Source organism: Isoptericola sp. NPDC057191, assembly GCF_042670225.1.
In the GTDB taxonomy this organism is placed as follows: Bacteria; Actinomycetota; Actinomycetes; order Actinomycetales; family Cellulomonadaceae; genus Isoptericola.
Genome location: NZ_JBHUWC010000005.1, coordinates 1 through 21,955, shown reverse-complemented (window position 1 = coordinate 21,955; position 21,955 = coordinate 1). Strand labels below are relative to the sequence as shown.

General features: G+C 75.3%; 17 protein-coding genes. 4 read left to right on the top strand and 13 right to left on the bottom strand.

Features of this window, described 5'->3' with window-relative positions:
* Window positions 1-25: 25 nt before the first annotated feature.
* The 4 genes from ACFT55_RS01830 to ACFT55_RS01815 all read left to right on the top strand — a co-directional run bounded on the left by ACFT55_RS01830 (window position 26) and on the right by ACFT55_RS01815 (window position 3,664).
* The gene (locus ACFT55_RS01830; protein ID WP_380240897.1) at window positions 26-988 is read left to right on the top strand and encodes a heme A synthase; all 963 of its coding nucleotides are present in this window, start codon (window positions 26-28) and stop codon (window positions 986-988) included.
* Between the two features lie 45 nt (window positions 989-1,033).
* Window positions 1,034-1,762: an aminotransferase class IV gene (locus tag ACFT55_RS01825; protein ID WP_380240895.1), complete on the top strand. Its 729-nt coding sequence runs from the start codon at window positions 1,034-1,036 to the stop codon at window positions 1,760-1,762.
* Between the two features lie 76 nt (window positions 1,763-1,838).
* Window positions 1,839-2,816, top strand: coding sequence for an ATP-binding cassette domain-containing protein (locus ACFT55_RS01820; RefSeq protein WP_380240893.1), 978 nt, complete (start codon window positions 1,839-1,841; stop codon window positions 2,814-2,816).
* The gene (locus ACFT55_RS01815) at window positions 2,813-3,664 is read left to right on the top strand and encodes an ABC transporter permease (protein ID WP_380240891.1); all 852 of its coding nucleotides are present in this window, start codon (window positions 2,813-2,815) and stop codon (window positions 3,662-3,664) included. Before ACFT55_RS01820 ends, ACFT55_RS01815 begins: the two co-directional genes overlap by 4 nt.
* Here ACFT55_RS01815 and ACFT55_RS01810 read toward each other — a convergent pair.
* The 13 genes from ACFT55_RS01810 to ACFT55_RS01750 all read right to left on the bottom strand — a co-directional run bounded on the left by ACFT55_RS01810 (window position 3,646) and on the right by ACFT55_RS01750 (window position 20,488).
* Window positions 3,646-7,047 (bottom strand): BTAD domain-containing putative transcriptional regulator, encoded by a 3,402-nt coding sequence (locus ACFT55_RS01810; RefSeq protein WP_380240889.1) that lies wholly within the window; start codon window positions 7,045-7,047, stop codon window positions 3,646-3,648. The genes ACFT55_RS01815 and ACFT55_RS01810 overlap by 19 nt on opposite strands.
* 22 nt (window positions 7,048-7,069) lie before the next feature.
* A complete protein-coding gene (locus ACFT55_RS01805; RefSeq protein ID WP_380240887.1) occupies window positions 7,070-7,726 on the bottom strand; it encodes an NUDIX domain-containing protein in 657 nt (218 codons plus the stop codon).
* Complete coding sequence (locus tag ACFT55_RS01800) at window positions 7,723-9,411, bottom strand: CTP synthase (protein ID WP_380240885.1); 1,689 nt, start codon at window positions 9,409-9,411, stop codon at window positions 7,723-7,725. Before ACFT55_RS01800 ends, ACFT55_RS01805 begins: the two co-directional genes overlap by 4 nt.
* 145 nt (window positions 9,412-9,556) lie before the next feature.
* Complete coding sequence (gene murJ, locus ACFT55_RS01795; RefSeq protein ID WP_380240883.1) at window positions 9,557-11,203, bottom strand: murein biosynthesis integral membrane protein MurJ; 1,647 nt, start codon at window positions 11,201-11,203, stop codon at window positions 9,557-9,559.
* A 2-nt stretch (window positions 11,204-11,205) separates the two neighbouring features.
* Window positions 11,206-12,081, bottom strand: coding sequence for a hypothetical protein (locus tag ACFT55_RS01790; protein WP_380240881.1), 876 nt, complete (start codon window positions 12,079-12,081; stop codon window positions 11,206-11,208).
* Window positions 12,081-13,076, bottom strand: coding sequence for a copper transporter (locus ACFT55_RS01785; RefSeq protein ID WP_380240879.1), 996 nt, complete (start codon window positions 13,074-13,076; stop codon window positions 12,081-12,083). The genes ACFT55_RS01790 and ACFT55_RS01785 overlap by 1 nt, the downstream gene beginning before the upstream one ends.
* A 72-nt stretch (window positions 13,077-13,148) precedes the next feature.
* Window positions 13,149-14,342, bottom strand: coding sequence for a putative cytokinetic ring protein SteA (gene steA, locus ACFT55_RS01780; protein ID WP_380240877.1), 1,194 nt, complete (start codon window positions 14,340-14,342; stop codon window positions 13,149-13,151).
* 6 nt (window positions 14,343-14,348) lie between these two features.
* A complete protein-coding gene (gene recN, locus ACFT55_RS01775; protein ID WP_380240875.1) occupies window positions 14,349-16,109 on the bottom strand; it encodes a DNA repair protein RecN in 1,761 nt (586 codons plus the stop codon).
* Window position 16,110: 1 nt separating this feature from the next.
* A complete protein-coding gene (locus tag ACFT55_RS01770; protein WP_380240871.1) occupies window positions 16,111-17,106 on the bottom strand; it encodes an NAD kinase in 996 nt (331 codons plus the stop codon).
* Entirely contained in the window at window positions 17,103-18,005 is a 903-nt protein-coding gene (locus ACFT55_RS01765; RefSeq protein ID WP_380240869.1) for a TlyA family RNA methyltransferase, read from the bottom strand. The genes ACFT55_RS01770 and ACFT55_RS01765 overlap by 4 nt, the downstream gene beginning before the upstream one ends.
* Window positions 18,005-18,295, bottom strand: a complete 291-nt coding sequence (locus tag ACFT55_RS01760) for a hypothetical protein (RefSeq protein WP_380240867.1) — start codon at window positions 18,293-18,295, stop codon at window positions 18,005-18,007. The genes ACFT55_RS01765 and ACFT55_RS01760 overlap by 1 nt, the downstream gene beginning before the upstream one ends.
* Before the next feature lie 259 nt (window positions 18,296-18,554).
* Window positions 18,555-19,568, bottom strand: a complete 1,014-nt coding sequence (locus ACFT55_RS01755; protein ID WP_380240865.1) for an HAD-IIA family hydrolase — start codon at window positions 19,566-19,568, stop codon at window positions 18,555-18,557.
* Window positions 19,565-20,488 (bottom strand): hypothetical protein, encoded by a 924-nt coding sequence (locus tag ACFT55_RS01750; RefSeq protein WP_380240863.1) that lies wholly within the window; start codon window positions 20,486-20,488, stop codon window positions 19,565-19,567. The genes ACFT55_RS01755 and ACFT55_RS01750 overlap by 4 nt, the downstream gene beginning before the upstream one ends.
* Window positions 20,489-21,955: the final 1,467 nt, after the last annotated feature.

Below are 21,955 nucleotides of genomic sequence, written 5' to 3'. Positions count from 1 at the left end.
CGGATCGTGGCGATACCGTGGACTCGTGACCTCGTCGAGCCCTGCCGTGCGCCCCGCCCCCGAGGCGGGCACCGGCCCCGCCGGAACGCCCGACCGCCTCGCCCGGTTCCGCTCCTGGACCCGCGGCGTCCTGCTGGCGAACGTCATCGGGCAGATCCTCATCATCGGCACCGGCGGCGCCGTCCGTCTGACCGACTCGGGGCTCGGGTGCTCCACGTGGCCGCTGTGCGAGCCGGGCCACTTCACGCCCGCGTTCCACCAGGCGTCCTCCATCCACCCGTACGTCGAGTTCGGGAACCGGACGGTCGCCTTCGTCCTGGCGGTGGTGGGCCTCGCGCTCCTGCTCCTGGTGTGGACGGACCGGTCGCGGTCGCGCTCGTACCGGCTGCTCGGCATCGTCCCCCTGGCCGGCGTGGTCGCCCAGGCCGTCATCGGCGGCGTCGTGGTGCTGCTGCACCTCAGCCCCGGCTGGGTGTCCCTGCACTTCGGGGTCTCCGCCGCGCTCGTGTGGTTCAGCGCCTACCTGCTGCACCGCCACGGCGAGGGCGACGGCCGCCCCGAGCCGGTGGCCGGACGGGCCGTCTCCGTGACGGGCACCGTCCTCGGGGTGCTGCTCGTCCCGATCGTCACCCTGGGCGTGCTCGTCACCGGCTCCGGCCCGCACTCGGGCGACACCTCCGTCGGCTACCGCCTCGCCCTCGACCCGCTCGAGATCACCAGGGCGCACTCGGGCACCGTCTGGCTGTTCACGATCACGCTCGTGCTGCTGCTCGTGCTGCTGCACCGCACCCCGGCCAGCCCCCGGGTCGCCGCCGCCCGCACGGCCGCGTGGCTGCTGGCGGGCGTCACCCTGGCGCAGGGCCTCATCGGGTACGTGCAGTACTTCACGGGACTTCCCGAGGTGCTCGTCGGCTTCCACCTGGTGGGCGCGGGCTGCCTCACGTGGGCGACCGCGAACGCCGTCCTCCGGCTGCGCTCCCGGGCCTGACGGGTCTCCGCACCGCAGCCGCCGAGGCCGCGCTACGGTGCTGACGTGCGCATCGAGGTCGACGGCCGTCCCGCGACGGCCCCGCAGGTCGCGTCCACCGACGGCCACTTCACCGCCATGCAGGTGCGCGGCGGTGGCGTGCAGGGCCTGGAGCACCACCTGCGCCGGCTCCGCACCGCGCACCTCGAGATCTTCGGCGCGACGCTCGACACCGACCGCGTCCGGGGGCTCGTTCGGCACGCCCTCGACGGCCGTGCCGACGCGTCCGTGCGGGTGGTGCTGCGCGACCCGGAGCACGTGGCCGTCCAGGTCGCCGACCCCCGCCTCCCCCCGACGGCGCCGCAGCGCCTGCGCACCGTCCCCTACCTGCGCCCGTTCGCCCACCTCAAGCACCTCGGCGGCTTCGCGCAGGCGCAGTGGGCACGGCAGGCCGTGCGCGAGGGCTACGACGACGCGCTCCTGACCGGACCCGACGGCGCCGTCGCCGAGTCCAGCATCGCCAACGTCGGCTTCCTCGAGGCCGACGGCGGTGTCGTCTGGCCCACGGCGCCGCACCTGCGCGGCACGGGGCTCGCGCTGGTCGAGGCGAGCGCGTCGACCAGCGCCCGGCCCGTGCACGTCGACGACGTCGCGAGCTTCGCCGGGGCGTTCCTCGTCAACTCCGTCGGAATCGTGCCCGTCGCGTCGGTGGACGCGACCTCGCTGCCCGACGCCACCGCCCGCGTCGACGAGCTCCGCACCGCCGTCGCCGCCGTCCCCTGGGACGCGCCCTGACCTGCTGACGGTGCCGGGCGAGGGCGTGACAGCGCCGTGACAGGGGGCTGCGAGCGCCGCCCGGCACGGTGGTCCCATGACCACCACCGCGATCGAGGCCGAGGGCCTCGTCAAGATCTTCGGCGACAACCGCGCCGTGGACGGGGTCGACCTCCGGGTCGCCACCGGCACGGTCTACGGGGTCCTCGGCCCGAACGGGGCCGGGAAGACCACCACGATCCGCATGCTCGCGACCCTGCTGCGCCCCGACGCAGGGCGGGCGTCCGTCTTCGGGCACGACGTGGCCCGCGAGCCGTTCGTCGTGCGGCAGCTCATCGGCGTGACCGGGCAGTACGCGTCGGTCGACGAGACGCTCAGCGCCACCGAGAACCTCCTGCTCTTCTGCCGCCTCAACGGACTCAAGGGCGCCTCCGCGACGCGGCGCACCCGCGACCTGCTCGAGGAGTTCAGCCTCACCGACGCTGCCGCACGCCCGCTGAAGAACTTCTCGGGTGGCATGCGCCGGCGCCTCGACCTCGCGGCCAGCCTCATCGCGCAGCCGCCGCTGCTGTTCCTGGACGAGCCCACCACGGGCCTCGACCCGCGCACCCGCGCGCAGATGTGGGAGACGATCCGTCGCCTCGTCGCGACCGGCTCGACCGTCCTGCTCACCACCCAGTACCTCGACGAGGCCGACCAGCTCGCGGACCGCATCGCGGTCATCGACCGGGGACAGGTCGTCGCGGAGGGCACCGGCGACGAGCTCAAGTCCTCCGTCGGCGAGCAGTCGCTGCAGCTCGCCCTGGTGCGGCCGGACGACGCCCCCGTCGCGCTCCAGGCCGTGCGGGAAGTCCTGGGCGTCGCCGCCACGCCCTCCCCCGAGGCTCGCCGCCTCACCGTGCCCGTCGCCGACCCGAGCCTCGTGACGGACCTGCTGGTCCGTTTGCGCGACGCCGGTGTCGAGCTCGACTCGCTGTCGATGGACAAGCCGACCCTCGACGAGGTGTTCCTGACCCTGACCGGCCACGGCGCGGCTGACGCCGCCGCCTCCGAGCCCGAGGAGATCTCCGCATGACCACGCTCACCACCGCGCCCACGACGCCCGCGGCGTCCGGTGGACGCATCGTCCCCGGCGCCGACCGTTCGCTGCGCAACCGCGTCACGCTCGGGCAGGCCGTGTCCGACTCGCTCGCCATGGCACGCCGCGGCCTGATCAAGATCCGGCGCACGCCCGAGCAGCTCATCGACGTCACCGTGCAGCCGATCATCTTCACGCTGATGTTCACATACATCTTCGGCGGGGCGATCTCGGGCAGCATCGCGGCCTACCTGCCGGTCATCATCCCCGGCATCCTCGTCCAGACCGTCATCACGGCCTCCGCCGTGACCGGCACCCAGCTGCGCGAGGACATGGACAAGGGCGTGTTCGACCGGTTCCGGTCGCTGCCCATCGCCCGCATCGCGCCACTTGCCGGCGCCCTGGTCGCCGACCTGGTCCGCTACCTCATCGCCACGACGCTGACGATCACCATGGGCCTGGTCATGGGCTGGCGACCTGGCGGCGGCGTCGGCGGCGTCCTGCTCGCGGGCGTGCTGGTCATCGTGTGCGCCTGGTCGCTGAGCTGGATCTTCGCCTTCTTCGGCGTCATCGGTCGGTCCGCGTCCTCGGTGCAGGGCATCTCGTTCCTGGTGCTGTTCCCGCTGACGTTCCTGTCGAACGCGTTCGTCCCCGTGGACACGATGCCCGGCTGGCTGCAGGGCTTCGTCAACGTCAACCCGGTGTCGCACCTGGTGAGCGCCGTGCGCGACCTCGCAAGCACGGGCAGCGTCACGGGCCAGGTGGGCATCGCCCTCCTGAGCTGCGCCGTGGTCGTCGCCGTCTTCGCCCCGCTCGCGGTGCGGAGCTACATGAAGAAGGCCTGACCCGCGTCGCCCTCGAGCTCCTGGGCCGTCTCTCCCGTGAGGCGGCCCAGGAGCTCGTCCGCCCGTCCCACCAGCTCGCCGTCACGCAGCGCGGCGACGCGATGCTCCGCCTGGGCCACCACCGTGGCCCCGCCGTGGTCAGTCACGATCGCGTCCCGCAGCACGGTCAGGTGCAGGGAGGGCAGGTCCTGCCGCGCGCCGAGCCGCCCCGCGAGCGCGAGCAGCTCGGCTCCGTCGGCGGCACGCCGCCCGTCCGCGTCGGCACCGCCCTGCAGGCCGCGCACGCAGGCTCCGTACGCGATGCCCACCGCTGACGTCGCCAGCACCGGGCGGTCGACGAAGCCGCGCCCCGCGCCGCGAAAGCCGCGGCCGGCCTCGACGACGCGGCGTGCCAGCTCGTCGTCGCCGGAGCCGACCGCCTGGACCTGCCGGACCAGCGTGGCCGACGCCGTCATGAGGAACCACGGTGCGCCGTCCGCCCGCGGACGCCCGGGGCCGAAGGAGCCGACCGCCCGCGACAGGTGCTCGAGGGCCGACGTCCGGTCCCCCCGCAGCCACGCGATCTCCCCGCGACCGAGCTCCAGCACGGCGACGGACTCCGCCTCCCGGGAGGCCCTCGGGTCGTCGAGCGCCGCCGCCATGTCTCCCACGGTCGCGTCGGCGGTCGCGACGTCGCCCAGGCACAGGGCGGAGGTGAGCTCGACCCACCGCACCTGCCGCTCCATCTCGCCGGCACCGATCGAGGTGAGGCCCTCCCGCGCGACGGCGGCCCACCGCGCGGCGTCGACGGCCTCCCCTCGCTCAGCGTGGAAGGACGCCACCACGATCGCGGTCATCGCGACGGCGGCACCGTCCTCGAGCGCCGAGGCCACCTCGTAGGACCGCGAGGCGAGCACCACCGCGCGGGCGATCTCGCCGTCGTTCTCGCGCTGCTGCGCCTCGAACATCAGCGCGATGAGGGAGGTGTACCCGTCGTCGGAGGCCTGCAGGCGCGTGAGCACGGCGGCAAGGTCCTCCGGAGAGCGCGCCAGGACCACCTGGGCCAGGTCGCGCGTGCGTGACCCGACCGAGTGCCGGGTGCGCAGCAGCCGCCGCAGCCGGCCGAGCGCTCGCGCCGCCTGCCCGGGCTCCCCGAAGACGGACGCGCCGGCGATCACCTCGAGCGCGATGGCGGTCGCGTCGGCATGCTCCTCCGGCACGTCCCAGCCCCGCAGCGCGTCCAGCACCACGGGGGCGAGGGCGACGACCCGCTCCTCGGCCCCTCGGGACGCCCAGGCACCGAGCAGCGCGACGAACCCGTGCACCGCGACGTCCGGCCGACCGCGGTCGATCGCCCGGCGGACGGCGCCCAGGAGGTTCTCCTGCTCGCGCCCGAGCTCGGCCACGGCCGCGCGCTGGTCCGGGGACAGGACGCGGGAGGCGCAACGCCGCGCGACGGTCGTCGCCCAGGCGAACACGGCCTCCTCCGTCGCCTGCTCCTCCCGGGCCGCGGACAGGCGCAGCAGCCCGAACTCCCGCACGGTCTCGACCATGCGGTACCGGCTCGCCCCGTCGGCCTCCTCCACCCGCACCAGGGACTGCAGCACGAGGGCGTCGACGTCGTCGTCGACCTGCCACCCGGGCGCGTCAGGCACGAGCGCCCGCGCCGCCTCGGCGGAGAACCCGTCGGGGAGCACCGCGGCCCGCCGCCACAGGGCTTGCTGGCCGGCCGTCAGCAGGTTCCAGCTCCAGTCGAGCACCGCTTCGAGCGTGCGGTGCCGGTCGGGCACGGAGCGGTCGCGCACGCGCAGCAGGGCGAACCGCTCGTCGAGCCGGGCATCCACCTCCGCGACGCTCAGGGTGCGCACCCGTGCCGCCGCCAGCTCGATCGCCAGGGGCAGGCCGTCGAGCCGCTCGCACAGGTGGGCCACCGCCGCGCGGTCGAGCAGCGCGTCAGGGCGCACGGCACGTGCCCGCTCGACGAAGAGGCGGACGGCGGGGCCGTCGTCCGTGCCGTCCGGGTCGGAGGTGAGCGGCGCCGGGGCGTAGGTGACCTCCTGCTCGAGCAGCAGCGGGGTCCGGCTGGTGGCGAGCACGCGCAGCCCCGGTGACACCTCGAGCAGGGTGGCGGCCCAGCGTGCGGCGCCCTCGACGACGTGCTCGCAGTTGTCCAGGACGACGAGCGCGTCGGCGTCGCGCAGGCGGGCGGTCACCTGGGTGGTCAGGTCGCCGGCCTGGAGGCGGTCGGCGAGGCGGACGGTCGCCGCACCCGGCGACACGCCGAGGGCGTCCGCGAGCGCCAGGACGACGTCACCGTCGGTCCGCACGCCCACGAGCTCGACCACCACGACGACCGGGGTCCGCGCCAGCGACCGTCGCGCCACCTCCTGCGCGAGCCGTGTCTTGCCCAGGCCCCCGGGGCCGAGGACGGTGACGAGGCGAGAGCCGGACAGGGCGTCCAGGACGGCCACGACGTCCTGCTCCCGACCGACGAGCGGTGTCGGGTACGTGCGCAGGCCACGCGCCGTCGGGGCGACCGCCGTCGACCCGCCGGGGCGGGACGCCGGGGCCGGCGGGGAGGCAGCGGCCGGCGGCTCCTCGCTGCCCCGACGACCCACCTCGTCGGCGAGGGTCTCGTACAGGGCGACGGTCTCGGGCCCGGGCTCGCTGCCGAGCTCGCGCACCAGGACCGACCGCAGGCGGGTGAACACGCGCAACGCCTCCGCCGGGCGGCCCAGCCCGCCGAGCGCGCCCATGAGGGCACGGGCGGCGTCCTCGTCCGTGGGGTCGGCCGCGACGTCCCCGCCCGCGAGGTCCGCGACGACGGCGTGCTCCCCCGCGGCCTCGGCCGCGTCACGGCGCACGACGCGCAGCGCGTCGCGCCAGCGCCGGGAAGACGTCGCGAGCTCGGCGGCGACCGCCCCGAACTCCCCGCCCTCCAGGTCGGCGCCGGGCGTGCCCGTCCACAGCGCCAGGGCACGTTCCGCCGTGCTCGCGGCGCCCTGGGGGTCCCCGGCGACGAGCTCGCGCCGGGCCGCGGCGAGGTCCTCGCGCACCTGGTCCAGGTCGGAGGGGACGCCGAGGGCGTATCCCGTCTCGGTCGCGCGCACGACGGCGCGGCCGGCGACGGCCCGCAGCCGGGAGACGAGGTTCTGCAGGGCAGCGCGTGGGTCGGCGGGCAGGGACTCCTGCCACAGCTGGTCGACCAGGGCCGCCGACGACATCCCGCGAGGGCCCGCGAGGGCGAGCAGCACGACCAGCGCGGACGCGCGCGCCCCGCGGGGTGCGCGGCCCTCGCCACCCGGCCCGGCGACCCGGACCTGGCCCAGCACCCGCACCGCGGGCGCGCCCGCAATCACCGGCAGGGCGACGGAACCGGGCTCGGGGAGGGAGGCGTCACGCACGCCTGTGGAGCCTACCGGCCGCTCAGGCGCCCGGCCGGGCGGGCCAGGGCGCGTCGGTCGGGCGCAGCGACGCCCACCCTCCCGCGCGGCTGGTCGCCGCCGCGAGGATCCCGACCACGGTGGACGGGTTGTGCAGGCTGCCGTCCAGAACCCGGGCGACGGCCTCGTCGAGCGGCACCCAGCGCAGCTCCATGCCCGCCTCCTCGCCGGTGCGTTCGTGCCGGTCGGCCTCGGCCACCGGCGCGATGCCGCGGGCGAGGAAGATCCGCACCGCCTCGTCGCTGCTGCCCGGGGTCGTGGCGTAGTCGGCGAGCACGGCCCACCGCTCGGCCGTCACGTCCGCCTCCTCGGCGAGCTCGCGCGCGGCCGCGCCGACGGCGGGCTCGCCGTCGACGTCCAGGAGCCCGGCGGGCACCTCCCACATGTACGACCGGACGGGGTGCCGGTACTGCCGTTCCAGCAGGATCCGGTCCTGGTCGTCCAGCGCCACGATCGCGACGGCGCCGGGGTGCTCCACGTACTCGCGGGTGACCACCCCGGCGTCTCCGAGGTCGACCTCGTCCTGCACGAGGGCGATGATCCGCCCGCGCTGCAGCACGTCGTGCCGCAGGACGGGGCGGGGTGCGATCTCGTCCGCGAGGAGCGCGGCGTCGCCCGGGGTGCCGGGGGCGCCGGTCACGCCTGGTTGCCCTGGCGCTCGAGAGCGGCCGCCACCAGGCCCTTGAACAGCGGGTGCGAGCGTGTGGGGCGCGACTTGAACTCCGGGTGCGCCTGCGTGCTCACGTAGTACGGGTGCACGTCGGCGGACAGCTCGACGAACTCGACGAGCTTCGCGTCGGGCGACGTGCCGGAGAACACCAGGCCGGCCTCCTCGAGCTGCTTCCGGTAGGAGTTGTTGACCTCGTACCGGTGGCGGTGACGCTCGGAGACGCGCTCGCTGCCGTACGCCTTCGCGACGACCGAGCCAGCGCCCAGGTGCGCGTCGTACGCCCCGAGCCGCATCGTGCCGCCCAGGTCGCCGTCCCCGCCCACGATCGCGAGCTGCTCCGCCATCGTGGCGATCACCGGGTGCGTGCTGTCCGGGTCGAACTCGGTGGACGACGCGTCCTCCAGGCCGAGCACGTTGCGTGCGTACTCGATGACCATCGACTGCAGGCCGAGGCAGATGCCGAGCGTCGGCACCAGGTTCTCGCGGGCCCAGCGCAGGGCGCCGACCTTGCCGTCGATGCCGCGCACGCCGAACCCGCCGGGCACGAGCACGCCGTCGACGCCGCCCAGGGAGTCCTGCGCGCCCTCGGGGGTGCGGCAGTCGTCGGCCGCGACCCACCGGATCGCCACCTTGGTGTCGCTGTCGAAGCCGCCGGCCCGCAGCGCCTCGATCACCGACAGGTACGCGTCGGGCAGGTCGATGTACTTGCCGACGAGGGCGATCTCGACGTTGTGCTCCGGCTCGTGCACGCGCTCCAGCAGGCGGTTCCAGCCGTCCCACTCCACGTCGTGGAACGGGAGGTCGAGGCGGCGCACCACGTAGGCGTCGAGGCCCTCGGCGTGCAGGACGCGCGGGATGTCGTAGATGCTCGGCGCGTCCGCGGCGTTCACGACGGCCTCGTTGTCGACGTCGCACATGAGCGCGATCTTGCGCTTGATCGGCTCCGGCACGATCCGGTCGGAGCGCAGCACGATCGCGTCGGGCTGGATGCCGATGGAGCGCAGCGCGGCCACCGAGTGCTGCGTGGGCTTGGTCTTGAGCTCGCCGGAGGGGCCGATGTACGGCACCAGCGAGACGTGCAGGAAGAAGCAGTCGTCGCGGCCGAGCTCGTGGCGCACCTGGCGGGCGGCCTCGAGGAACGGCTGGGACTCGATGTCGCCGACGGTGCCGCCGATCTCCGTGATGATCACGTCGACGTCGGGGCCCGCCTGGTCGCGCATGCGCGACTTGATCTCGTCGGTGATGTGCGGGATGACCTGCACGGTGTCGCCGAGGTACTCGCCGCGGCGCTCCTTCGCGATCACGCGGGAGTAGACCTGGCCGGTCGTGACGTTCGACGACGCGGGCAGCTCGACGTCGAGGAACCGCTCGTAGTGGCCGATGTCGAGGTCGGTCTCGGCGCCGTCCTCGGTCACGAAGACCTCACCGTGCTGGAACGGGTTCATCGTGCCCGGGTCCACGTTGAGGTACGGGTCGAGCTTCTGCATGGTGACCCGGAGGCCTCGCGAGCGCAGCAGGCGCCCCAGCGAGGAAGCGGTGAGTCCCTTGCCGAGCGAGGAAGCCACACCGCCCGTCACGAAGATGTGCCGCGTCTGGTGCGTGGCACCCGTACGGCTGGAGGAGCGGGGCTGGTGTCGGTTCGCGGTGTCGGCCACGGAACTCCATCCTAACAGCGGGTCGGACGGCGGCACGCGGGCCGCGCGGTGCGTCTGGTCACTCCGGCTCGTGCGGCACGGTCACCCCGCCCGGTCACGCCGCCCGATCACACCGGCCGGTCACACCACGGGTCGACCGGGGCGCTCACTCCGTGGTGTGGTCGACCGGGTCGTCCGACGGCGTCGCACGGCGGCGCACGATCCCCGTCACCGCTGACCGGTCCGTCACCAGGAAGCCGCCCACGACCACCGCCCCGGCCGCCAGTGCCGCGAGGATCCCGACGCCGAGCGCCGGGAGGATCGCGGCCCCGTCCGGGAGCAGCGCGCCGGAGACCAGCGACCCGAGCCACGCGCCGAGCGCGGTCGCCACGACCAGCACCGCCAGGGTGCGCGGGACGCCGCGCAACGCGTCGCGCCCGGCGTACCTGCCGACCGCGGCGAGCAGCCCGATCCCGGCCACGGTCATGCCCAGCGACGTCGCCAGACCGAGCTGGGCGAGCACGCCCGCCTGGTCGCGCACGCCGGTCGCGGCCGGGAGCGCGAACGCGGCGCCCGCCACGACGACCCACCCGGCCACCGTCACCGTCACGGCGGCGCGCTGCCGGTCGATCGTGTAGAGCGCCCGCGAGAGGTGCAGGATCAGCGAGAAGCCGACGATCCCCGGGGCCATCCACGCGACGGCTGCCCCCAGCCCCTCGACCGAGCCGGTCGCGAACCCCGCGAACACGACCTCGACCGCCGCGGACGCCGCCACGAGCGCCGCCACGCCGACGCCCGTGACCACCAGGAGCGTGCGCGTCGTCATGGCGAGCAGCCGCCGGAACGCCTCCTGGCGCCCGTGGGCCACGTGCTCGGCCAGCCGCGGGAACGTGCTGGTGGCGAGGGGGAACGCGAGCACGGCATACGGCAGCAGGTAGACCTGCTGGGCGAACCAGTAGGTCGCGAACGTCGACTCGGGGCCGAAGCGCGACGACGCGCCCAGCATCGCGAGCACGGACAGCTGCTGGGCGACGAGCGCCCCGACGCCGGCGAAGGCCAGGTTGCGCGCACGCCTGCCTTCGCCTCCCGGGAACCGCAGGGTCGGACGGAGCCGGACGCCCGTGCGCAGCACCGGGGAGACGAGCGGCAGCGCGAGGACCGCCACCCCCGCGGTGGTCCCCCAGCCCAGCCAGGCGATGGCCTCGCTCGACAGTGCCGCGACGTCCGCCTGGTCCCCGTCGGCGAGCCCCTTGAACACCAGGAAGACGACGATCACCGCCAGGCTCGACAGCAGCGGCGAGAAGGCCTGCCAGAAGAACCGCTTGTGCGCCTGGAGCACGCCGCCCAGGACCACCGCGATCCCGTACAACGGCACCTGGAGCGCGAACACCCGCACGAACGTCGCGGTGACGTCCACGAGCTCGGGGTGCTCGCGCCACAGCAGGAGCGCGATCGGGCGCGCGAGGATCGCGAGCAGCGCCCCGAGCGGGACGAGGACGAGGAGCGTCCAGCCGAGGAGCGCCGACGCGATCCGAGACGTCTCCCCCTGGGCACGGCGGACGATCGGGCCGGCGAGCAAGGGCACGACGGAACCGGCGAGCGCGCCCCCGGCCGCCACCTCGAACAGCACGTTCGGCAGGAGGTTGGCCGCCTGGTAGGCGGCTCCGACGCCCTCGGTCCCCACGGCGTTCGACTGCACCAACGACCGGGCGAACCCCACCAGCCGGCTCGCCACGGTCACGACGGTGATCATCGCCGCCGCGCCGGCGAGCGTCTGGGTCGCGGCCCGCAGCCCGCCCGCGCGCGACGCCACGGTCACTCCTCCGGGGTGCCCGGCGCGGCCGCCGGACGACGCCCCCAGCCGTCCGCGCGACGCAGCCACGGGGTGCGCTCGATGACGGCGGAGAAGCTCACCCGCTCGGAGGCGAGCGTCAGCCCGACGACGGACGCCAGCGCGGCGAGACGCACGGCGCGGGGGGCGCCGAACGCCCACTGCGCGCCGACCAGCGCACCGAGCGCGTTCGCTCCCCCGTCACCGAGCATGTCGCGTTCGGCGAGGTCGCCCGGGGCAGCGACGGCGCCGGCCCCGAGCACCACACCGGTCGTGGCGCCCGTCGCACCGGCGGCGACGGGCAGGCTGAGAGCCGCCGACGCCTTGAGCGCCCGTCCGGGGCGCAGGTCGAGAAGGTTCAGGAGGTTGGCGGTCCCGGCGATCAGCGCCCCGTTCACGGCGACGTCCACGAGATGTCCGGCCAGGCCGCCACGCCGGCGGGTGCCGATGGCGGCTCCGGCCAGCGCTGTCGCGCCGATGCCGAGCACCTTGAGGCCTCCGGTCGTGAGGCGGCCCTCGGCGAGCGCGCCCAGGTGGCCACGCAACCCCTTCACGCGGGTGCTGGTGTCCTCGGCGAGGTCGTCGACGAGCCCGAACGCTGCGGCCCCGGCCGTCGCGACGGCTGTGCCGAGCCGCTCGCGCCCGCCTCCCGCGGCGAGGGTGCCGGCGACGAGCCCGGCGGCCACCGACGGGCCCTCGAGCATGCTCACCGGTTCGCCCCGGTGGTTGGTGCGTGTCCAGCGTGCGGCACCGCCCGGCGGGTCCGTCTCGAGCGCACGACGCGCGAGCGCCGTCCCTGCGGCCGCGGCCGCCGCGCCGCGCAGCGACGCCCAGGGACCGGATCCCGTCAGCCGGCCCATCAGCCGTTCCCCTGGGTCTCGCCGTTCTCGACCACCGGAGGCAGGACGGTCGCGCCGTCCTCGAAGCCGTACTGGTCGACGGTGCCGGCGTCCTGCGCGGCGATCGCGAGCGGCACGACGATCTGCCCGGTCGTCTGCTCGACGCCGCTGACCGTGCTCACCAGCTCGGCCAGCTGGTCGTCGGCGCGGACGGTGGCGACCAGGTCGCCGTCCTGCGTCGTCGGGCCGGCCACCACGGAGGTGCCGGCCACCTGGGCCGACGTGCCGGCGAGCGCCGCGAGAGCGCCCATGCCGGTCTGCTCCGGGTCGGCGTCGGTGGTCTCCTCGCCGTCCTCCGTACCCGTGCCACCGCCCGAGAGCAGCAGGATCGCGTCGGCCGGGGCGCTCGGCTCCGCGACCTGCTCCACGAGCCCCACCTGCTGGAGGAGGTGCTGCTGCTCCAGCGCCGCGTCCGAGAAGGTCCCCACGCCGGGCCCGCTGCCGGTGAGCGCGACCGTGAGCGACGCGGCCAGGAGCTGCGCCGGCCCCGAGTCCTCGTCGATCACGCCGTCGACGGCGTCGGCCGGCAGCTTCGCGCGCAGCCCGTCGGCCACCGTCTCGCGCATGGTCAGCTCGTCCGCCGAGGTCCACGACGCAGCGAGCCGCTCCTGCGCCACCACGGTGGCGTCGGCGGCCTCGAGCTCGTCGAGCACGGCCTTGCGGCTGGCGTCGCTCACCTCGTCGACCTCGACGACGGCCACGTTCTTGCCCTCGAGGGAGCCCGCGACGAGCTGGTCGCCCGCGCTGTCGATGAACTGCCGCTGCTCGTCCGCCGTGGTCCGCGCGTCGCCGAGCTCGTCACGCAGCGTGTTGCGCTCCGTGCGCAGCGCGTCGACCTGCTCGGTGAGCTGGTCGCCCAGCGGTCCCTGGAGCGGGCCGGCGCCGAGGATGATGCCCACCGCGAGGGCGAGGAAGACGGAGATCAGCGAGACGAGGTGGTACCTGAAGTCGATCACGGTCGGCAGAGGTTCCTTCGATGGGGTCGGGACGGGCGGGGTGCGGCAGGGCTGCGGGGCTGCGGAACGGCGTCACCCGCCGAAGAGGCTACCCACCCACGAGACGAGGTCGTCGACCCGGGCACCCACGAGGCCGAAGAACGTCTGGCCCGCGGAGGTGGACCACAGGGCCGCGACGACGGCGGCGACGCCCGCCAGCGACAGCAGCGTGAGCTGCAGGTTCGAGATCCGGGTCCGGTACAGCCGGGACACGCCCTTGGCGTCCACCAGCTTGCCACCGACCCGCAGCCGCGTGAGGAACGTGCTGGCCATGCCCGCCCGTCCCTTGTCGAGGAACTCCACCAGCGTGGCGTGCGTGCCGACGGCGACGATCAGCTCGGCGCCCTTGTCGTCGGCGAGCAGCATCGCGATGTCCTCGCTCGTGCCGGTCGCGGGGAAGACCACGGGCTGGACGCCGAGGGCCTCGACACGGTCGAGCCCCGGGGCGTTGCCGTCGCGGTAGGCGTGCACGACGATCTCCGCGCCGGACGACAGCGCCCGGTCCGAGACCGAGTCCATGTCCCCGACGATCATGTCGGGCTTCCAGCCGGCGTCGATGATCGCGTCGGCGCCGCCGTCGACGCCGACCAGCACGGGCCGGTTCTCCGCGATGTAGGACCGCAGCATCGCCAGGTCCTCGCGGTAGTGGTAGCCGCGGACGACGATCAGCACGTGCCGCCCGTCGAAGCTCGTGCGCACGTCCGGCACCCCCACGCCGTCGAGCAGGAGGTCCCGCTCGCGCCGCAGGTAGGTCATGGTGTTCTCGGCGAAGTGCTCGATCTCGTCCGAGAGACCCTCGCGGGCCGCGGCCATGTCGGCCTCGACCGTCTCCGGTGTCTGCCGGACCCCGTCCGCCACGGTCGTGCCGTCGACGCGGACGGTGCCGCCGTCGACGAGGACGGACGCCCCCTCGGGCAGGGCCATGACGGCCGGTCCGAGGTCGTCGACGAGCACGATGCCGGCCTCGAGCAGGATCCCCGGCCCCGCGTTCGGGTAGCGCCCGGACGTCGACCGTGCGGCGTTCAGCACGGCGGCCGGGCTCACGGCCACGAGGGCGTCGGCCGCGACCCGGTCGATGTCGACATGGTCGATGACGGCCACGTCGCCGGGGCGCAGCCGCTTCGTCAGGTCCTTCGTCCGCGTGCCGACCCGGGCGGGTCCGGTCACGTCGGGGCTGCCGTCGCCGGCGTCAGGGGCGCGCTCGGACTTGCGCAGGATCATTCTCATCGCCCCCTATCGTCCCACGGTGGAGGACTCCAGGAGCTCGACGGCGTGCTGGCGCGCGGTCGCGGACTCCTCCTGCCCTGACAGCATCCGCGCCAGCTCGCGCACGCGGTCGTCGTCCGTGACCTCGCGCACGCCCGTCACGGTCACTCCCCCGTCCTGCCGACCGTCACCGTCGGTGCCGCCGTCGGCGCTCGACTTCGTGACGACGAGGTGGGAGTCCGCGAACGCTGCGACCTGGGCCAGGTGCGTCACGACCACGACCTGCGTGCTGCGGGCGAGCGTCGCGAGCCTCCGGCCGACCTCGACCGCCGCCCGCCCGCCGACGCCCGCGTCGACCTCGTCGAAGACGAACGTCGGGAGGGGTGCCGTGGCCCGCCCCCTGGGCGCCGCCGCGAGGCGGGCCGTGGCGAGCGCCACCTCCACCGCGAGCATGACCCGCGACAGCTCGCCGCCCGAGGCGCCCTTGCCCAGCGGGCGCGCGGGCGCGCCCGGGTGCGGCTCGAGCAGGAAGGTCACCTGGTCCGCGCCCCAGGGCCCGGGCTCGTCGGCGGGGGCCACGTCCACCACGAGCCGGGCGCCCTTCATCGCGAGCCCCGCCAGCTCTTCGGTGACGGCGCCCGCGAGCGCCTCCGCGGCGGTCCTGCGACCGGCGGTCAGCTGTTCCCCCGCGGCGGCGAGCTCGGTGTCGAGCTCGACCGTGCGCTCACGCATCGAGGCCAGCCGCTCGCCGCCGTCGTCCAGGTCGAGCAGGCGCAGCCCGGCGTCGCTCGCCCACCGCAGCACGTCGTCGATCGTCTCCCCGTAGCTGCGGGTCAGCGTGGTGAGCTCCGCGAGCCGGGCGTGCGAGGTCTCGAGGCCTGCCGGGTCCGCCTGCAGGTCGTTCACGTACGCCGACAGGTCGGTGGCGACGTCCGCGAGCAGGTATCCCGCCTCTGCCAGGCGGGTCGCGTGGGCACCGAGCGCGGGGTCGTCCACGGCAGCAGCCTCCAGCGCCCGCCGCGCCCGCTCGACGGCGGCCACCGCGCTGCCGGCCGTCTCGACGTCGTCCCCGGCCACGGCGTCGTGCGCCTCCTGGGCGGCGACCCGCAGCTGCTCGGCGTTGCCGAGGCGCCCGACGAGAGCCGTGAGCTCGGCGTCCTCGCCCGGTCGCGGGTCCACCCGTTCCACCTCGGCCAGCCCCAGGCGCAGCAGCTCGGCCTCGCGGGCGCGCTCGGCGCCGCGCGCCGTGAGCTCGGCGATCTCCGCGAGCAGCCCAGCACGCTCCGTCCAGGCCGCCCGGTACGCGTCGAGGCGGTCCTGGTGCTCGGGGCCTGCGAAGGCGTCGAGCGCCTCGCGCTGCTTCGCCGACGTGCGCAGCCGCAGCTGGTCGGCCTGCCCGTGCACGGTCACGAGCTCGTCCGCGATCTCGGCGAGCACCGCCTGGGGCACGCCCCGACCGCCCAGGTGCGCACGCGAGCGGCCCGCCGCGGCGACGGTCCGCAGCACGACGACCGTGCCGTCGTCGTCGACCTCCCCGCCGGCCTCGTCGACGCGTGCGGCGACGGCGGGGTGGGCCGCCACGCGCAGGCGTCCCTCCACGACGGCCCCGTCGGCGCCGGGCCGCACGGCGGCGGCGTCCGCCTTGCCCCCCATCAGCAGGCCCAGGCCCGTGAGCACCATGGTCTTCCCAGCGCCCGTCTCGCCCGTGATGACGGTCAGCCCGTCCGCCAGCGGCACCCGGGCTGCGCGGATCACGCCCAGGTTCTCGATCGCGATCTCCTCGAGCACCTCAGGCCTCCTTGTCCTGCTCGGCGTCATGCTCGGCGTCCTGCTCGGCGTCGCCCGCGGCACGGGGCGCGCCCTCCGGCTCCACCGGTGCTCGGTGGTCGGGCCGGTTCGCGGCCAGCTCGCGCCAGCCGACCACCGGCAGCGAGAACTTCGAGACCAGCCGGTCGGTGAACGGCGAGGGTGAGAGGCGCGCGAAGCGCAGCGGCAGCGCACCCCGGCGCACCTCGACCCAGGACCCCACCGGCAGGTCGATGCGCCGGCGGCCGTCGCAGGTCAGCACGGCGGGCACGGGGCTGCGCTCGAGCACCTTCACCGTGTACGTGGACCGCGGGCCGATGACGAGCGGGCGGGCGAACAGCGCGTGCGCGGACAGCGGCACCAGGAGCACGCCGTCCACCTCCGGCCACATCACCGGGCCGCCGGCCGAGAACGCGTGCGCCGTCGAGCCGGTCGCCGTCGACATCACGACGCCGTCGCACCCGAAGGAGGACAGCGGACGTCCGTCGACCGCGATCCCCACCTCGACCATGCGCTCGCGCCGCGCCTTCTCCACCGTGGCCTCGTTGAGCGCCCATCCGGTGCGGGGCGTGGCCTCGCCCGGCAGGTGGACGGCGACGTCGACGACGGCGCGCTCCTCGACCTCGTAGTCGCGCGCGGCGAGCCGCCGCACGGCGTGCCGCAGGTCGTCGCGCTCGCTCTCGGCCAGGAAGCCGACGTGCCCCAGGTTCACCCCGAGCAGCGGGACCCCTGTGCCGTGCGTCAGCTCGGCGGCGCGCAGGATCGTCCCGTCCCCGCCGAGCACCATGACGGCCTCGGACTCCGTGACGCCCTCGCGGGCGCGGGCCGCCGCCATGTGGTCGCCGAAGGACTCGGCGAGGTCGTCGTCGTGCAGGGCGACCTCGAAGCCCGCCTCGGTGAGCTCACGCACCGCTTCCGAGAGCGCGGCCACGGCCTCCGGGCGGCCGCCGTGGGTGACGATGAGGACTCGGCGGCTCACAGGGCTCCTCCGATCAGCAGGACGGGCGGGACGGATGGGGGTGCGTCGGTGGCGGCGGGCTGCCAGGTGACGGCGGCCGCCGCGGCCGCAGTCGCTGCGGCGGGGTCCGGGCCGCCCCCCGTAGCCGGACGGAACCAGCAGAAGTACTCGCGGTTGCCGCTCGGGCCGGGAAGCGGGCTCGGGACGACGGCCTGCGCCGCGAGCCCGTGCTGCGCCGCGGCCCGGACCACGGCACCGACGGCGTCGACGTGCAGGCCGGTGTCTCGGACCACCCCACCGCTGCCCAGTCGGTCGCGCCCCACCTCGAACTGGGGCTTGACCAGCAGCAGCGCGTGCGCGGAGGGCCCGAGCACCGCGGCGAGCGGACCGAGCACCAGGGTGAGGGAGATGAAGGAGAGGTCGCCCACGACCACGTCGGGTGCGCGTTCCAGGTCGGTCGGCGTGAGGTCGCGCAGGTTGAACCCCTCCACGACGGTCACCCGCGGGTCGGCGCGCAGCGCCGGGACCAGCTGGTCGTGCCCGACGTCGAGCGCCACCACGTGGCGCGCACCCCTGCGCAGGAGCACGTCCGTGAAGCCTCCGGTCGATGCCCCGACGTCGAGGCACCACCCGCCGTCGACCGCGCCCAGCAGCTGACGACCGCTCGGGTCGGCCGCGAGCGCGTCGAGGGCACCCGCCAGCTTCCCGCCGGCGCGCGACGCGTAACCGGGGTCGGCAGGGTCGGCCGTCACGGTCACCGGCGTCCCCGCGGGGACCGGCGTGGAAGCCTTGGCGACCACCCGGCCGTCGAGCCGGACCCTGCCCGCGCTGATGAGCTCGGCGGCCTGGCGGCGCGACCGGGCCAGTCCGCGGCGGACGAGCTCGACGTCGGTGCGAGCGTCCGTGCGAGACCCCGGCATCACCGAGCCGGTCCCGTGCCGGGGCCGGCGTCGCCCCGTTCCCCCGGTTCCGGCTCGCCGTCGAGGCGGGCGCGCAGGAAGTCGTGGACGCGCGCGAACCGCTCGACGTGCTCGCCCACCGGGATGTCGTCGAGGCCCTCCAGCTCCGCGAGCGCACCCGGTACGCCGGCCGGCTGCGGATCGTCGTGCTGCTGCTCGTTCGCCGCCGGGCGTCCACGGTCGTCGTGCGTCGCCGCGTCGCGCGTGGGATCGGGGACAGCGCCTCCAGGCGTCGCCGGATCCTGCGTCATCGTCCCTCCCTGCGGTCGCGGGTCGTGGTCTCGTCGCCGGCGCCTGCCGGGGCCGTGGGGACCGCCGGTCCGAGCGCGGTCGATCGCTCGCGGGCGACGTCACGGTCCGAGGTCCGGGTCCACGCTACCTGCTGGCGCCGACGTCCTGTGCCAGGACGCACAGCCTCCGACCAGGTCGGTCGCGGCCTCGAGGATCACCTCGCCGCACCGCAGCCGAACGCCGGCCTCCTGTCGGTCGCCCGGCGTCGATCGTCGGGTGTCAGGCCTCGAGCTCGGGCACCGTGGTGGCGTCCACGTGGTCGTCCCTGTCCGCCGCCTCCCAGGCGGCGGCGCAGGCGGACCGGATCACGTCGATGCCGTGCGGGCCCTGCCGGTCGAGCTCGAGACGCCCGTCCACGGCACGCGCCGCCCGGTCGCCGCAGGTCCACCAGCCGTCCGCGCCTCGCTGCGGCGCCGGGTGCGGCTCCAGCAGCGCCCGCAGGTCGCCGCCGAGGAAGTCGGGCCGCAACCCGGCGTCGGCCAGCACCGCGTCCCGCGCCGACGAGACGCCCGTCAGGACGTGCAGGCCCGGCAACCCGCCCGAACGAGCGCCTGCGAGGTCCGTGTCGAGCCGGTCGCCGATCACCAGGGGCCGCTCCGCACCCGCCCGCTCCACGGCGAGGCGGTACATCGTCGGCGACGGCTTCCCGGCACTGTCGGGCTGCACGCCTGTCGCCGCCACGACGGCCCCCACGAGGGCGCCGTTGCCGGGTGCGAACCCGCGGGCGGTCGGCAGCGAGAGGTCCAGGTTGCTCGCCACGTGCCAAGCCCCGCCGGCGACGGCGTACGCCGCCTCCGCAAGGTCCTCCCACGCCAGGCCCGGAGCGTAGCCCTGGGCCACGGCGTCCGGTCCGTCGTCCGCCGAGTCGACGATCGTCAGCCCTGCCCGCTCGACGGCCGTCCGCAGCCCGGCCCCGCCCACGACGAGGACGCGAGCGCCCGGCGCGAGCCGCGTGCGCAGCAGGGCGGCGCAGGCCTGCGCCGCGGTCATGACCTCGTTGGCGGCCGTGGGGATGTCCAGCCCGGTGAGCTGGTCCGCCACCTCCTCGGGCTCGCGCGACGCGTTGTTCGTGACGAACACGAGCCGCAGGCCGCCCTCCCGAGCGGCGGTCAGGCTCTCCGCCGCGTGCGGGATCGGGAGGTGCCCCCGGTAGGCCACGCCGTCCAGGTCGACGAGGGCGAGGTCGTGCGCCGTCGCGAGCGGGACGTCGCAGCCGGCGAGCGTCGCCGTCATCCCTTCCCCTCGGGAGCGTCGCCCGACCGGTCCTCAGCCTCGGCGTCGGTGAGCCCCGCCGCGACCTCGGCGTCAGCCACGTCCCCAGCGTCTTCGACGTCGTCCGACTGGGCCTGGGGCTCAGCACCGCCGGCCTCGTCAGCGTCGTCAGCGTCGTCAGCGTCGTCGTCGGCTACGTCGGCCACGTCCGCGACACCCGCTGCGTCCTGACCATCCGCGTCGTGCTCGTCCGGGGCCCCGTCGACGACGTCCTCGGGGTCTTCCTCGAAAGCATCTTCGTCGTAGGTGTCGTAGACCACGACGTCGTCCTCGTCGTCCACCACACCGGAGGCGCGCTCCAGCGCCGCGGGATCCACGCCCGCGAGGAGCGACGCCGCCTCGTCGGATCGCCCGGCCGCCTCGAGCGCGGCAGCACGAGCCTGGAGCACCCGCAGCCCCAGGTCTCCCTTCCGCTCCGCGGCGGGGATCCGGTCGAGCACGGCCAGCGCAGCATCGTGCTCCCCGAGGTCGCTGCGGGCACCGCTCGCCACGATCGCGAGCTCGGTCCTGCCCTCGGCGTCCAACGTGCGCGCCTCCTCGCTCGCCGCGAGGGCCAGTGCACGCTCCGGACGCCCGAGACCACGCTCGGCGTCCGCCATCAGCGGCAGGTGCTCGGACGAGCCGTTGAGCCGCCGCACCGTCCGCAGCTCCCGCAGCGCCTCGGCGAACCGTCCCGTGCGGTAGGCGGCGATGCCGGCGGCCTCGCGCACCACGTCCACGCGCCCTCCGCGGCGGACCGCGGCCTGGGTGTGCTCGTACGCCCGCTCGGGGTCGACGTCGAGGAGCCGCCCCGCCATCACCAGGTGCAGCCCGATGCGCTCGGCGTTCTCCTTGGTGAGGCCACGCAGGCGTCCGCGGACCTCACGCCCGAGCTGGCCCATCGTCGCGTCCTCGGCGATCTCGGGCTCGACGACGCGAGGGCGTCGCTCCGACGCAGCCGCCGGACGGCCTCCCTGCCGCGGCGCTCCGCCGTGGCCCTGGCCTGCCGGACGTCGTCCCTGGCCGGCCCCGGCGGGTCGCCCACCGGTCGACGGGCCACGCGATCCCTCGCCGCGGTAACCCTGGCGGTTGCCGTCACGACCGTCCCGGTTGCTGTCCCGGTCGCGCCGGTCGGCGTGGCCATGTCCTGCACCGGCGTGCTCACGGCTCTGGCGCGACCTGTCGTCGCGGCCACCTCGCGAGCTCTGGGGGCCGTACCCACGGTCGTCGCGCTGCTCGCGCCCGCGCTCAGGCCGGTCCGCACCGTACGAACGACCATGGCCACCGCGGTCCTCGCGCTCGTCACGCCCACGCTCAGGCCGACCCTCGCCGCGGGGCCGGAACCCGCCCTCGCGACCTGCGCGGGGGTCGGTAGCCCGCGGTCCACCCTGCGCCGGACGCGATCCACGGTCGTCCCGCGACCAGCCCTCGCGGCGCTCACGACGGTCTGCGCCCTGCCCCGCGCCACGGGCCGGACGGTCCCCGCGGCTCGTGTCGCCGTACCGTGCGGGGGCCGACGACCGGGGTCCGCCCCGGCCGTCCTCGCCGCGCCGCCGGTCGTCCGCACGGTCACGCCGGTCGGAACCCGACCACCGCTCGCGGTCGTCCGAACGCGGACGCCCCCCAGCACTTCCCTGGGCGCCGCGACCGGACGCACCACGGATCTCGCCGCGCGACCGCTCACCAGGCCCGCTCCCGCCCCGGGGCCCCGCGCCTCGTCCGCCCTCGGACGAGCGCGAACCCCATCCACCGTCGCGTGCTCCCCCGCGAGAGCTCGCGCCACGCGAGGACGACGAGCGACCGCCCGCACCACCCTTGTTCTCGTCCCGCGGTGAATCGTTCACGGTATTCCTTCCAGACGCCGACACGAGCCGTATTCTCCCACGCCACCCCCGACTCGGACCGCCGAGATGCCCCGAAACGCGTGTGACAGCGGGCACCGCCTTCCTCCACACAGGCCAGCCGGCCGGTGCCCCCGGGTGCAGCGTCGGGCGACGACAGAACCGGCGACCCGCCTCACCGAGAAAGGGAGAGGGGAACGTCTGTCCGACCGGCAGGCGAGCGGCCCCGCTCCCCCTTGACGGACCGGACTCCTCCAGGCCCCGCTGCCGGCACTGGCCCCCACCCGATCGCTGAAGCTGCGGCTGCGGTGCCTGGCGGCATGCGGGTGTGAGGGGCGAGACGGCGGCAGGGCACGCGCCCGGCGACCACGACGACCCGGGTACCAGGTGCGGTGCCTGTGGTGGGTCCCCGGGGTGGTGTGGGATCTGGGGCGGTGTGGGGGGTGGGGTGGTGTGGGGGTATGCGAAAGGCCCACCCCGTGGGGGGTGGGCCTTTCGTGAATGGGTGTCCGGCGGCGTCCTACTCTC

Excerpts from the sequence above, each read along its gene's own strand:
- ACFT55_RS01765 (WP_380240869.1), bottom strand. The coding sequence starts at position 18,005 with ATGCCGGGGTCTCGCACGGACGCTCGCACCGACGTCGAGCTCGTCCGC.
- ACFT55_RS01760 (WP_380240867.1), bottom strand. The coding sequence starts at position 18,295 with ATGACGCAGGATCCGGCGACGCCTGGAGGCGCTGTCCCCGATCCCACG.
- ACFT55_RS01790 (WP_380240881.1), bottom strand. The coding sequence starts at position 12,081 with ATGGGCCGGCTGACGGGATCCGGTCCCTGGGCGTCGCTGCGCGGCGCG.
- steA (WP_380240877.1), bottom strand. The coding sequence starts at position 14,342 with ATGAGAATGATCCTGCGCAAGTCCGAGCGCGCCCCTGACGCCGGCGAC.
- ACFT55_RS01755 (WP_380240865.1), bottom strand. The coding sequence starts at position 19,568 with ATGACGGCGACGCTCGCCGGCTGCGACGTCCCGCTCGCGACGGCGCAC.
- ACFT55_RS01820 (WP_380240893.1), top strand. The coding sequence starts at position 1,839 with ATGACCACCACCGCGATCGAGGCCGAGGGCCTCGTCAAGATCTTCGGC.
- ACFT55_RS01815 (WP_380240891.1), top strand. The coding sequence starts at position 2,813 with ATGACCACGCTCACCACCGCGCCCACGACGCCCGCGGCGTCCGGTGGA.
- ACFT55_RS01750 (WP_380240863.1), bottom strand. The coding sequence starts at position 20,488 with ATGGGCCAGCTCGGGCGTGAGGTCCGCGGACGCCTGCGTGGCCTCACC.